The sequence below is a fragment of the Sorangium sp. So ce124 genome (assembly GCF_051525235.1).
GTDB classification, from domain to species: domain Bacteria; phylum Myxococcota_A; class Polyangia; order Polyangiales; family Polyangiaceae; genus Sorangium; species Sorangium atrum.
This window is the reverse complement of record NZ_CP150312.1, coordinates 4,491,952-4,504,430: the sequence shown is the minus strand read 5'-3', so window position 1 is coordinate 4,504,430 and position 12,479 is coordinate 4,491,952. Positions and strand designations below refer to the sequence as shown.

Here is a 12,479-nt window from a genome sequence, read left to right as displayed (position 1 = left end):
ACACGAGTCCTCAGGAGCCGGCGCATCGCCGGACCACGCTCCTGAGGACTCGCCACCCATGCCCAGTATAAGCCATCGCGCAGCGCATTGCGAGATGCGCCTTCCCAAAGTTCGTATCAATTTTGTGTCTTTGTTACACGCCGCTTACACGCCGCTTACACGCCGCTTCCACGCCGCTGCCACGCCGCTCTCACGTCGCGGCGCCCTCAGCGCAACTCACCGGTGTGGCCGCACGCCTGTATGCCCGTGTGACCTGTGTGCGCACACGCGCGCGTGCCGGTGCTACGGTTCGCGCCTGATGGTCCGCGCAGTGTGTTTCGATCTGATGGATACCGTCCTTTACGACCCGTACCGGGAGGCGCTCGCCGCGGCGATCCGGTCCGCCGCGCCCGCCGCGCCCGCCGCGCCCCCCGAGATTGCGAGGCATCGCGACCCCACGTGCTGGCCTGCGTTCGAGATCGGCGAGATCGATGAGGCCGAGTTCGCTCGCCGATTCTTTCGTGAAGGCGCGGAGGGGTTCTCGTTCGACCTCGACGCGTTCAACCGGGTGCGCCGCGCGGGATATCGCTTCTTGCCCGGCGTGCGGGAGATCGTCGCGTCGCTCGAGGGCCGCGCGCTCCGGTTCGTGGCGAGCAATTACCCCGTGTGGGTCGAGGAGGTGCGCGAGGCGTTCGCGCTCGACGTCCTGTTCGAGGGCGTCTATTCGAGCCATCACCTGGGCGTGCGCAAGCCGGCGCGCGAGTTCTTCGATCGGCTCATGGCGCGCATCGGGGTCGACGCGGGCGAGTGCCTCTTCGTCGACGATCGCGCGGAGAACTGCGAGGCTGCGGCCGCGATCGGGATGCGCGCGCACGTGTTCGACGGGGCCGCGGGGCTTCGCGCGCGGCTGGTCGGAGAGGGGCTGCTCGGCGCGTGACGGGCTCGCCCCGCTCCGCCCCGCGCGTCAGAGCGCCGCGCAGAGCGGGCACGAGGCGCCCGCGTGCGGCGCGTCGCCGCGATGGAGATCGAGGATGGCGCGGGAGATCTGCGCGAGCTCGCGCCGCACCTCGCGGCGCATCCCCTTCACGCGCGGGATGGCCATCGAGTCGTAGGCCGTGGTCTGGTGCCGCATCCAGGCGATCACGGCCGACTCGGCGCGCTGCGCGACCGGGATCCGCTCGGTGCGGGCGACGGTGCCGCTGCCGACAGGCGTGGCGTGCAGCGTCACCTTGGTCGCGACCGCGCGCGCGAGCGCGGCGTAGCGCGGCGAGAACCGGAGGAACGCGGCCACCGCGGCCTCGAACTCGCGCACGTACTCCTCCTGGTCGCGCTCCCTCCGCCGGGCGTCCGCCTCCCGCTTCTTCGCGTACGAAGGCGTGCTGCGCTCGGCCTCGAGCGCGGCGCGGGCGGCCTCGATGGTGGCGGCGGGCGCCCAGAGGCCCCGGGAGAACGTCTTCCTCCCGCGCTTCTCGACCACCATCCAGGATGGGCCCGCGAGCTTCACCCGGCGGGTGAGCCCGGCGTCACCCGGGGGCAGGCACGCCCAGCCTTCGGGCGGCGAGAGCAGCGCGCCGTCGGGCGCGCGGAAGCGGCGGGGATCCGGGGTCGGGGCCAGGGTCAGGCACTCGGGCATGGCGAACCGGCGGCGTGCTAGGCCAGGTCATGCCGCGCGTCCAGCGCCGGCCGGCCGCCTCCGTCGCCCGGCGCCGAAGCGGCCCCGCCGGGTGATGGTACGCTCCGCGCCAGCGAGGGGCGCTCGCCGGTGTCCGCCCCGGCCCGGCCAACAGGACAGGAGGACAGCGTGTCGGACGACGATCGCACGAGGTGGGACGCCCGCTACCGCGAGGGGGGCGGCGATCCGGGGGAGCCCTCCGCCGTGCTCACGGCGCTCGATCCGCTCCTGCCCCGGCGCGGGCGCGCGCTCGACATGGCGGGCGGCGCGGGTCGTCACGCCCTGTGGCTCGCGCGGCGCGGGCTCGACGTGACGCTGGCCGACATCTCCGAGGTCGGGCTCGGCATCGCTCGGAGCGCCGCGGCGAAGGAAGGGCTCGCGCTGCGTACCCTGGCGCTCGACGTCGAGCGCGACCCGCTCCCTGCCGGTCCGTGGGACCTCCTCCTGATCTTCTATTTCCTCGAGCGCCGGCTCGCGGCCTGCGCGGCGGAGCTCGCACCGGGCGGCCTCCTCGTCGTCGTGCACCCGACGCGGTCGAACCTGCTGAGACACGCGCACCCGAGCGCGCGCTGGCTGCTCGATGACGGCGAGCTCCCGGGGCTCCTCGGCGAGGCGCTCGAGGTGGTCCGCTACGAGGAAGGGTGGCTCGAGGAGGGGAATCACGAGGCCCGCCTCGTCGCGCGGCGTCGGGGCGCCGCGGCGCCTCCTCCGTGACGGCGGCCCGCCGCCGACGTCGCGCGACGACCACGACGCACGAGCTCCGCGCAGACGGCGGCCAGGCGCTCGGCGTCGTGTTGCGTGGGTCCCAGGCTTGCCGCGACGCGAAGATCGCGCTTTGCTCGCGCCATGCGCTTCGCTCGCCTCGCGCCTCCGGATCAGGATCGCCCAGCCTTCTTCGCCCGCCTCGACGGCGCAGCCGCGCTCGTCCTGGACGCGCCGCCCTGGCTCGGCGGCAAGACCACGGGGGAGGCCGTGGCGTGGACCGACGTCGATCTCGCCTGCCCCGTGGTCCCCACGAAGATCGTGTGTGTGGGGCGCAATTACGCGGCGCACGCCCAGGAGCTGGGCAACGACGTCCCGGTCGAGCCGCTCCTCTTCCTCAAACCGCCCTCGGCGCTCATCGGTCCTGGCCAGTCCATCGTGCTCCCTCCGGAGAGCCAGCGGGTCGAGCACGAGGCGGAGCTCGGCGTGGTCATCGGCCGCCGCGCCCGGGACGTGCGACCGGAGCACGCGCTGGATCACGTGCTCGGGTACGCCTGCCTCGGCGACATCACCGCGCGGGATCTGCAACGGAAGGACGTGCAGTTCACGCGGGGCAAGGGGTTCGACACGTTCTGCCCTGTTGGCCCGTGGATCGAGACGGAGCTCGATCCCGGGGCGCTCCGCGTGCGGGCTGTCGTGAACTCGCAGGTGCGGCAGGACGGGCTGACGGCGCAGATGATATGGGGAGTGCCCGAGCTGGTCGCGTACATCAGCCGGGTGATGACCCTGGAGCCCGGCGACGTCATCGCGACGGGGACGCCCCAGGGCGTGGGGCCGATCGTGTCCGGCGACGAGCTCGTCATCGATATCGCCGGCGCCACGGCCGAGACGCGCGGGATCGGCGCGCTGCGGGTATCCGTGACGGCGCGGGGCGACGGCGCGAGCGGGCGCTAGCTCGGCGAGCGGCCCGGGTCGACGCTCGAACCCCGGCGCTCATCTCATGGAGACGCTCACGTCAGCCCTTCCGCTGCTCTGATATCCTTCCACGAGCATCGAGACCTCGCTCAAGCTCCCCATGTTCATCCCCAGCCTCTGCCATGCGTCAAAGTGGTTGGCGACGGTGATGGTTCCGCTCGTGCGCTTCTGCTTACGAACGCTCCAGAACTGATAAGGGGCATTGATGCCATCAATCGCGAGCACCTCGGATCGCTGGGTTTTGTAGATGTCATAGACGCCTCCGTCGCTCGTGACGGTGCCCATGGTTCCCGGTCCGCCAGGGGGACGCCAGCTGCCCCAGCCATCGATGATATAGTATTCCACGGCCGGGCTCTTCGTCCATCCATAGACACCCAGGTAGGCATTGCCGTTTGGCTGAAAGTCAGCCTCGTAGGTCACGATCTGATTCGCCGACCCGGGCCTCAGGCCTTTACGGCCCAGCAGGTTGTTGATATCGCTCCATTCCACGCTGAAGCCATCCGCGGTGTTGGTCAGGCATCCGGTCCCCTGGTCCTTCCAGAGTTGATAGTAGAAGCCGCAGTGGTCGCCAGTTTGATTGCTGCAGACCGGCTGTTCGGATGTCGTGCACGTGTCGGGTGCGCCGCCGGTCCCCACCCTCCCCGCCTGCGCCGCCGGCCCCGCCGCCCGTCACCGAGCTGCTGCTCGACGACGAGGCCCCGCCGGCCCCGCCGCCGCCCGTTCCCGAGCTGCTGCTCGACGACGAGCCCGAGCTGCTGCTCGACGACGAGCCCGAGCTGCTGCTCGACGACGAGCCCGAGCTGCTGCTCGACGACGAGCTGCTCGACGAGGAGTCCAGGACTTCGAGGTCCTCGCCCACGGCGCGCTCGACGTTGCACGCCAGCAGGCCGCATGCGACCGAAGCGGATAAGTAGACAAGCAAGGGAGCGACGCGCATTGAAGGGTTCTCCATGATGGACCGGCTGAGCCTCAAACTTCTGCTCTAGATGGATTCATGAACCCATCGAGCCGTCTGCGGCCCCTTCGATCCAGTGGTCAAAACTCGAATCTTCCGGCGAGCGTGCCCATGTTCCCGGTGATCATGGATGCACCCGCGGTGCCTGCGCCGACCACAGGCCTGGCGATCACGACGTTTGTCGAAGAGACACTCACATGCGAATACCCCGTGAGATGGGGATGGGCATCACTTCAGAGAAAGCAAGAGCACCTCGGACGCGCAGCCGCAAGAGGCAAGTAATCCCCACAGTAGCCTCACTCGGAGTCGGCCCTTGCGCGATCCCGCGACCGACTGCGGCGCCCGGCTGAGAGGGGTCCGGACCGCCAAGGGAGGTTTGGAATATTCTTATAGCCACGAGGCGAAAGTCAATGGTCTTTACTGCTTCATCGCGACAGTTCGCTGCTTCGCTGTGGCGGGCCTTGCAAGATACAGTCACGCTGCGCGCACGGGTTCAATCATGGACCTCTGTCGACCCTCACTTCGTTCACTCTCCTGGAAAAGCGATGACAGCTCGATCCGGGCGGGGCCGCGACGAGGCTGCAAGCGCAAAGCAGGCCGACCTTGCCGTGGAAGCGCATCGACATGGTGAAGGCTCCTCGCCGAGCTGCGACACGCGGAATGGGGACACGCGCCATTGTTCTTGGTGGGATCTGGGCGTCAAACAGAAACTCGGCGAGTGTTCCGAAGAGACAGGAGTGGACCCGTTCTGGGCGTACACTGATGAGCTGGCAGTGATGTGATTGGGAGTCTTCGTCAGCCGAGTGGTCGGCGAACAGCACGCGGCCGGAGATCCGCGGCGCCGCGGCGATCTCGTTGGACGCACCAAAAGGGACTGCGCAGGAGAGAGCCAGAGTCGCGCAGGAGATCTAGCGGCGCTGCGCAGGACGATGCCAAGGCCGCGCAGGAGAGCCAGCGGCGCTGCGCAGGAGGCGGCCGTGGCTGCGCAGGAGAGCCAGCGGCGCTGCGCAGGAGGCGGCCATGGCTGCGCAGGAGCGCCGCCGGCGCTGCGCAGGAGGCGGCCGTGGCTGCGCAGGAGCGCCGCCGGCGCTGCGCAGGAGGCAGCCATGGCTGCGCAGGAGCGCCGCCCGCGCTGCGCAGGAGGCGGCCGTGGCTGCGCAGGAGCGCCGCCGGCGCTGCGCAGGAGGCAGCCATGGCTGCGCAGGAGCGCCGCCCGCGCTGCGCAGGAGGCAGCCATGGCTGCGCAGGAGGCGGCATTCAGTGATGAAGGACACAGAATCGACGTGCAGGAGGCCAGTTGAGCTGCGCAGGAGCCGCGCAATAGTGAGCAAGAACACATGACGGTGGCGCAGGAGGGCGGCCGCGCGGTTATGGAGCGCCATCCCCCGCCTCGGCTTGGGCGGGCGCGGGCCGACGACAGGCCCGCGAGCGCGCCCCCCTCTCCCTCATCGGAGTTCACCAAGCGCGTTCAGGGCACCAAGCCCGCCCCCCGGCAAGTCACCAACGTGGTCGTGGTCGTGAACGTGGTCGTGGTCGTGAACGTGGTCGTGGTCGTGGTCGTCAACGGCTCGGTCGTGAACGTAGACGTCCCCAATCGTCGCCCAAGGTTTTCGCGGAACGTTCACGTCCACGATCGTGTCGTCGACGACCACGACCACGACCACGACCACGACCACGACCACGTCTGAAGATCCCGCACATCTTTTTTTGATCCGTTTCGGACCCGCCAAGCGTCTGAAATGTCATGGGAAATCCCGATGTGGCGGAAGCGACGCCGTCGCTCGTGCGCGAGTTCGAGACGGTGCAGCTGGGCGATGCGCGCCTGCATCAGCGGGTCCGGGCGGTGGTGGCGCGGCTGAGCGTCGCGCCGGGCGAGAGCTTCCCGGACGCGCTGAAGACAGAAGCCGAGCTGGAGGGCTTCTACCGGCTGCTTGGCAACAAGCGCGTGTCGTATGGTGCGCTGGTGCAAGCCCACAGCGAGCAGACCCTCGAGCGGATGGCCGGTCACGACACGGTTCGCGCGGTGCATGACACCACCGCGGTCGCCTTCGACGGCGACGGCGCACGCAAAGGGCTCGGTCCGCTCAACGGCAAGGACACCCAGGGCTTTTTGGCGCACGCGACGCTCGCCGTGGCCACCGACGCGATCAACCAGCCGCTCGGACTGCTGGGGCTGGCCTGCTGGGCCCGCAAAGCCTCCGCCCTGTCCAAGAGCCCACGCAAGAAGAACAGGACGGGCAGCGACTATGCGCGCGTGACCGACAAGGAGTCGACGCGCTGGCTGCGGCAGGTGGAGGCGGCCGAGCAGGCCGTGGGCGACCGCACGTCGCTGGTGCACATCATGGATCGCGAGGCCGACGCCTACCCGCTTCTGTGCGCCATGGTCGAGCAGGGCCACCGCTTCGTCGTGCGCATGGCGCGCGATCGGAACGTGGCGGAGCTGGCCGAGGACGAGGAGGAATCGCTCGACGACAGCGAACGGCTGCGGCTGAGCGAGGCGCTGGTCGAGCTGCCGATCCGGCTTAGCCGCGAGGTCGTGCTCACCCAACGCCGCGCCGGCCCGGTACCTGCGCGCAAGCGCGCGCACCCCGAGCGCTCGGAGCGGAGGGCCACGCTGGGCGTCGGCGCCCGGCGCGTGGCGCTTCGCCGTCCGTACTACCTGCCCGAGCTGGCCGAAGAGCTGGCGGTCAACATCGTGTGTGTGCAGGAGATCGACACCCCAGCGGGCGAAGAGCCGGTCGCGTGGGTGCTGGCGACCAACGAGCCGGTCGACACGCCCGACCAGATCGCAGCGATCGTCGACCATTACCGGGCACGGTGGCTCATCGAGGAGTTCTTCAAGGCGCTCAAGACCGGCTGCGCCCTCGAGACGCGCCAGCTCGAGAGCTTCCGGAGCCTGACGAACGCGCTGGCGCTGTTCGCTCCGATCGCGTGGCAGATGCTGCTTCTGCGCTCGCTGTCACGCCTTGAGCCCAATGCACCTGCGGAACGAGCCCTGAACCCCACGCAGCTGAAGCTGCTGCATCAGCACCAGCCCAAGAAGCTGCCGGCTCAGGGGGCGACGGTAGTCGATGCGCTCTACGCCGTTGCCGGTCTTGGTGGACATCTGAAGCGCAACGGTCCCCCCGGCTGGCTGACGCTTGCGCGCGGAATGCAGACCTTGCTCATGCTGGAGATGGGCTGGAACACCGCCGTTGCCAACACAGCGAAAACTAAGGGGGAAATGTGATCAATCCTCAGACGACCACGTTCACGTTGGTAACCGCCGGGGGCGCTGACGCGGCGCTACCTATCGAGAGGGCGCTCGCTCAGACCCCGGCGCCCTCCCGGAGCACGATCGTTACGTGCGACAGCCCGGTCCCGCCGAGGAGCATCGCCTTCACCAGGAACTCCACCATCGTGTCGAGGCACTCGGCGGGCGAGAATCCCGCCCTCCCCGCCCCGAGCAGCGGCAGCGCCATGCTCCGGAGCTTCATCGTGTCCGCGTGATAAAAACACCCCTCCAGGAGCCGCAGGATGAGGTCGCGCGTCGGTCTGTAGGTCGCCACGTGATCCCAGTCGAGCGTGATCGCGTGAAACACGAACCGCGCGTTCAACCTGCCAGCGGAGCTGACCACCACCCCGCCGTGACGCACGGGAACGTACTTGCGCGTCTCCATGTGGCACACGCCGCCGCTCGCGTGGTTCAGGGCGAGCGCCACGCCGCCCGACATCGTGAGCTGCCCGTCGTCCGCGCTCACGAGCGCGTCGGCCGACACGCCTGCGATGTTCGCGCGCACGATCGAGAGCGTCCTGTCCCCGTGGAACTGCAAGGCCGTGACCGGCCCCGCAGGGCCGCCCGACAGGAGGGCGGGCCGGAAGCGCTTGTACTGCTCCATGTACACGCGGAGCGTCAGGTCGTGCGGGTCCCCCCAGCGGGTGCTCTGGGCGCCCACGAGGGCGGTGTCGATCTCCTCGAACGACTGAAAGCGGTCCTTCGGGTCCTTGGCCAGGCAGCGCTCCAGGACGGCCTGCACGTCCTCGTCAAGCTCGGGACGGAGCGCCCGCGGCCGGGCCGGGATGTCCTGCCGGTGCGCGAGCAGGAGCGGCAGGAGCTCCTGCTCCTCGAACGGCCGCTGGCCCGTGGCCGCGTGGTAGAACGACGCGCCATAGCTGTAGATGTCCGCGCGCGTGTCGCTCTCCTGCGGGCTCCACGCCTGCTCGGGCGCCATGTAGAACGGCGTCCCCAGCACGGTCCCCATCGCGGTGAGGGGCTGCTCCCGGAGCGCCGACGGCCCCGTCGTGGCGGTCAGGCGCGCGAGGCCGAAGTCGGCGACCTTCAGCTCCCCTGACGGCGCGATCAGCATGTTCGACGGCTTCAGGTCGCGGTGCATCACGCCGAGCTCGGTCGCGGCGGCCATCCCCCGCGCCGCGTGGAGCATGTAACGCCGCAGATCGTCGAGCGGCAGCGGCCCGCCCTGGAGCCGCGCGGCCAGCGACGGGCCGCCCACGTATTCCATGACCATGAACGGCGATCGGCTCGAAAGGAAGCCGAAGTCGTAGCAGCTCACCACGTGCGGCGACTTGATCAGCGCCGAGATGCGCGCCTCGCGCAGCATCCGCTCCCCGGCGTTCGGATCCGTGTGCCCGGTGAGCACCTTGATCGCCACGACCCGAGCGAGCGCGAGGTGGCGCGCGCGGAAGACGGCGCCCATGGAGCCCACGCCGAGCAGCCCCTCCACGCTGTACCGGCCCGCGAGCTCCTTGCCCAGCGTCGACGCGTCGATCATGAACGGACCATCGCTTGCACCAGCGATGATGTTCGGAACCCCGCGCGCCGCGGTCAAGGGGCACGGCGCGCAGCGCGGATCAGACGGCGTACGCCGCGGGAGCGCCGCCCTGCGCGCGCTGGCGCGGCGCCTCGCGCAGCCTCGCGATCTCGGCCTCGACGCGGGCTCTGAGGCGCGGATCTTCGGCGAGGCGCCTGGCCCAGAGCCGCTTGATGCGCACCCACACGGTGCGCCGGATCGCGCGCTCGCCGAGCGCCGCCGCGCCGCCGCTGCGCTCGGTCGCGACGATCAGCCGGGCATAATCGGCCGCATGCAGCGGGCCACAGACGGCTTCCCACGCGCCGACATAGGCCGCGTCGAACCTGTCGCGGAGCGCCCGCTCGCGGCTCCTGGCCTCTTCCGTCATCGAGTCCCGCCACCGCCGCTCGGCCTCTGCCCAGCGCGCCTCGGACAGGCCGTGCGCCTTGAGCACGTCGGCGCGGGGGACAGGCTTCTCGGCGAGCTCCGCCGCGACGATCGCGCACCGCTCGAGGCTCACCTCTTCTCCGTCTCCGAGCGGCGGGAGCGGCCCGGAGGGCGATTCGTCCTCGCGCCGGAGGACGTGAAAGAAGCGGGACGCGGCGGGTCGCTCGGGCTCACGCACGAGGACGCCCGAGGCCGGGGCGGCGTAGGAAGAAGACTCGACGGGCGGCGGCAACACCTCGACGGGCGGCGGCAACACCTCGACGGACAGCGGCAACACCTCGACGGACAGCGGCAACACCTCGACGGGCGGCGGCGGAGCATCCTCCAGCGCGAGGGTCGCGAGCCCGATGGACGGGCCGGGCGCCGGTGAAGCGAGCGCGCCGGACCAGGGCGCGCCGACGATCGGCGCCCTGAGCTCGAGCCGCGGCGCCGACCTCGGGTCGAAGAAGAACGGGATCGCGGGCCGCTCGCCGACGAGCACCTCCTCCTCGCTCGACAGGGCGAGCGTCGCGCTCGCGACGGCATCGATCAGGGGTCGCGCCGACTCGGGCCCGCTCTGCCCCGCCGATCCCGGCGCGGCCACAAACGGCAGCGCCGCCGCGCATACCGCCGCCGCGCCCTGCTCGTCGGTGAGCGTCGCGCTCACGGCGGCATCGATCAGCGGTCGCGCCGGCTCGGGCCGGCTCTGCCTGGCCGATCCCGGCGCGGCCGCGAACGGAAGCACCAGCGCGCGCACCGCCGCCTCGCCCTGCTCGTCGGAGAGCGCGACCGTCTGCTGCGGCGACGGGCGCTGGATCAGGTCGATGATCTCGATCTCGTCGTCCGAGAGGTGGATGGTGCACCCCGGATCCCCGTCCCGAAGGCGCGCCGGGCCAGGCGCGCCGGGCGCGTCCTCGATGTGCACGGTCCCTTGCGGGCCGATCCGGAGCGCGTCCGGAGCCGCTCCCGGAGCGCCCGAGGCCCGCCCGAGGCGCAGGTCGGGCCACGCGAGCTCCTCGCCGTCGACCGCGACGCCGGCGACGATCCGCACGGCCGCGAGGGCGCCGTCGTCGACGGGGACGATCTGACGCCACACGACCGTGCAGCGCTGCTCGGCGCCGTCGATCCGGAGCGTGTCCGCGTTGAGCTCGATGACGTCGCCCCCCGTCGCAGGAGGCATGGCGAGCCCGTGGATCCGCGCCATGCCGCGCGCCCGGGGCAGGCGCATCTCCAGCCGGCGAGCGGCCGGGTGCAAATTCTCGAGCACGATCCACTCGTCGCCGCGCAGATAGTCGATCCGCTGGTCCGGGGGCGCCGCCTGGAAGTACGACCAGTCGAAGCCGGCGGGGATCTCCGCGTTCGGGCCCTCGAGCGTCTCGCGCCGGGTCTTGCCGAGCAGCCGCTTGCGCACGGGCCAGGCGCGCGCGATCGGGCCGAGCCCCGCGGGCCGCGCGGGGTCCTGCGGGTCGAGGACGCGGGCTTCGCCGTCGCTCGCGTCGATGCCGAAGGGGTTCTCCAACCCGTTCGCGCCGCGCGCTGCCTTCTCGTACACGAGGGGCATCCGCTGGAACGGCTTCCTGTCGCGGACGAGGAGGCGTTTGTCGAGCGCGCAGCCGCTCGCGCCGAAGACAGCGAGCCGCACCGGCAAGGACTCGACGTGCGCCCCGTCAGGGGCGTGCGCGTCGCCCGTGAAGAGCACGTCCGCGCGGCCCAGGTAGGGGGCGAGATCGCCGGTGAACCGCACGCTCCGCGCGGGGTTCTTGCCGTGATGCACCTCGGCGCGGAAGATCTCCTGCGGCTCCGTCCGCCACATGGCCGCGCCCGGCGTGAACGCGAAGCTCGCCTTGACGATGATCGTGATGTAGCGCTGGCCCTGCGTGCGCCACGAGACGGCGGCGGCCTCCGCGCCCGGGAGCGACGCCACGGCGTCGGGGGGCAGCGCGCTCACGACCGCCTCCTTTTGTAGAAACACCTCGCCATCGCTCGCATCGCGTCAAGCATCGCTCTGCGACGATTGAACCCGCTCAAGGTGAACATCGTGTTGCAATCGCGTGATCCGCGTGTGGAGCCGGCGCGGCGGCGAGGGCGTTGGCAGACGGGGACCGGCGCCGCCGCTCACCCGCCGCACGGGTTCGCCCGGCACGCCCGGACGAAGCCGATCTCGCTCTGCCCCGCCTCGATCTGTTCGATCCACCAGCCGAGCCCCGGGTGAGCGGCCCGGATGAGCGCCGCCGTCTCCGCGAAGCGCGCCGTGTCCCCGCGCGCGGCGTAGATCTCGGCACGGAGCGCCTGGGCCTCCGGCTCGTAAACGCCGCGGAGCACGTCGAGGATGGCCGGGTCCACGTCGCCGAGCGGCTGCGGCCCGTACAACAGATAACGCAAGATGCTGTCGAAGCGGAGCGGATCGCCCGGCTCCACGCGGCCCGTGACCGCCGCGCCGCTGTCCGGAGGGAGGCTCGTCCAGCGGCCCCAGGAGCCCGCGCGGGCGGCCTCGGGCGCGAGCCGCCCGAGCTCGCGCTGCTCCTCGGGGCTCGGCGCCGCGAGCTCGATCGGCACCGGCGCGCTCTCCGCGCGGTTCGGCGGCCCGACGTAGACGATCGCCAGCGTGTACTGCCCGGGATCGAGCCCCGCCGGGAGGTACGACGAGACGTCGATGAGCATGCGCCTGCACTCGCCCGGGCACAGGCGGAACACCGGCGTGCCGTGCTCAGGGAGCACGACCGGCGAGGGCTCGGTCCTCACGACCTCCTCGCCGGTGTCCGCCCGCGCGAGGCGGACGCCGATGGATCCTGCGTTGCCCGCCCAGCTCGGGCGCGGTAGCCGCAGGATGCAGGCGCCAGGGCGGTCGGCGCACAGCGTGATGGCCACGTGCAGGGGGAAGCCGAGCACATAGCGGCGATCGTGGTCGAGCGAGCGGAGCACCAGCCCAGGCGGGCCGACCGGGTCCCCGGCGCTCCGCGTGTGTTCATCGGACATGACAGCC

General features: G+C 70.9%; 11 protein-coding genes. 6 read left to right on the top strand and 5 right to left on the bottom strand.

Translation table 11 applies throughout. The features are described 5' to 3' along the window. Positions 1-298 precede the first annotated feature (298 nt). Positions 299-916 (top strand): HAD family hydrolase, encoded by a 618-nt coding sequence (locus WMF19_RS17015; RefSeq protein WP_437900075.1) that lies wholly within the window; start codon positions 299-301, stop codon positions 914-916. A 27-nt stretch (positions 917-943) separates the two neighbouring features. On the opposite strand, the gene WMF19_RS17010 is transcribed toward WMF19_RS17015, so the two are convergent. After that, the gene (locus WMF19_RS17010) at positions 944-1,612 is read right to left on the bottom strand and encodes a DUF2293 domain-containing protein (RefSeq protein ID WP_437900074.1); all 669 of its coding nucleotides are present in this window, start codon (positions 1,610-1,612) and stop codon (positions 944-946) included. A 168-nt stretch (positions 1,613-1,780) separates the two neighbouring features. Here WMF19_RS17010 and WMF19_RS17005 point away from each other — a divergent pair, with 168 nt between their 5' ends. Both WMF19_RS17005 and WMF19_RS17000 read left to right on the top strand, forming a co-directional pair. Beyond that, positions 1,781-2,365 carry a class I SAM-dependent methyltransferase gene (locus WMF19_RS17005; protein ID WP_437900073.1) on the top strand — a complete coding sequence of 195 codons (585 nt, stop codon included), beginning with the start codon at positions 1,781-1,783 and terminating at the stop codon, positions 2,363-2,365. 132 nt (positions 2,366-2,497) lie between these two features. Next, a complete protein-coding gene (locus tag WMF19_RS17000; protein WP_437329645.1) occupies positions 2,498-3,307 on the top strand; it encodes a fumarylacetoacetate hydrolase family protein in 810 nt (269 codons plus the stop codon). Between the two features lie 39 nt (positions 3,308-3,346). On the opposite strand, the gene WMF19_RS16995 is transcribed toward WMF19_RS17000, so the two are convergent. Next, positions 3,347-3,964 carry a glycoside hydrolase family 11 protein gene (locus WMF19_RS16995; RefSeq protein WP_437900072.1) on the bottom strand — a complete coding sequence of 206 codons (618 nt, stop codon included), beginning with the start codon at positions 3,962-3,964 and terminating at the stop codon, positions 3,347-3,349. On the opposite strand from WMF19_RS16995, the gene WMF19_RS16990 reads away from it, so the two are divergent. The 3 genes from WMF19_RS16990 to WMF19_RS16980 all read left to right on the top strand — a co-directional run bounded on the left by WMF19_RS16990 (position 3,946) and on the right by WMF19_RS16980 (position 7,512). Next, positions 3,946-4,242, top strand: a complete 297-nt coding sequence (locus WMF19_RS16990) for a hypothetical protein (protein WP_437900071.1) — start codon at positions 3,946-3,948, stop codon at positions 4,240-4,242. The genes WMF19_RS16995 and WMF19_RS16990 overlap by 19 nt on opposite strands. A gap of 1,378 nt (positions 4,243-5,620) precedes the next feature. After that, entirely contained in the window at positions 5,621-5,971 is a 351-nt protein-coding gene (locus tag WMF19_RS16985; RefSeq protein ID WP_437900070.1) for a hypothetical protein, read from the top strand. A 56-nt stretch (positions 5,972-6,027) separates the two neighbouring features. Continuing rightward, complete coding sequence (locus WMF19_RS16980; protein WP_437898412.1) at positions 6,028-7,512, top strand: IS4 family transposase; 1,485 nt, start codon at positions 6,028-6,030, stop codon at positions 7,510-7,512. Positions 7,513-7,591: 79 nt separating this feature from the next. On the opposite strand, the gene WMF19_RS16975 is transcribed toward WMF19_RS16980, so the two are convergent. From WMF19_RS16975 to WMF19_RS16965, 3 genes are all read right to left on the bottom strand, one after another. Then, positions 7,592-9,052: a serine/threonine-protein kinase gene (locus WMF19_RS16975; RefSeq protein ID WP_437900069.1), complete on the bottom strand. Its 1,461-nt coding sequence runs from the start codon at positions 9,050-9,052 to the stop codon at positions 7,592-7,594. A gap of 79 nt (positions 9,053-9,131) precedes the next feature. Further along, positions 9,132-11,444 carry a DUF2169 domain-containing protein gene (locus WMF19_RS16970; protein ID WP_437900068.1) on the bottom strand — a complete coding sequence of 771 codons (2,313 nt, stop codon included), beginning with the start codon at positions 11,442-11,444 and terminating at the stop codon, positions 9,132-9,134. A 167-nt stretch (positions 11,445-11,611) separates the two neighbouring features. Continuing rightward, on the bottom strand, positions 11,612-12,472 hold the full coding sequence (locus tag WMF19_RS16965) for a hypothetical protein (protein WP_437900067.1): 861 nt from the start codon (positions 12,470-12,472) through the stop codon (positions 11,612-11,614). Positions 12,473-12,479 lie beyond the last annotated feature (7 nt).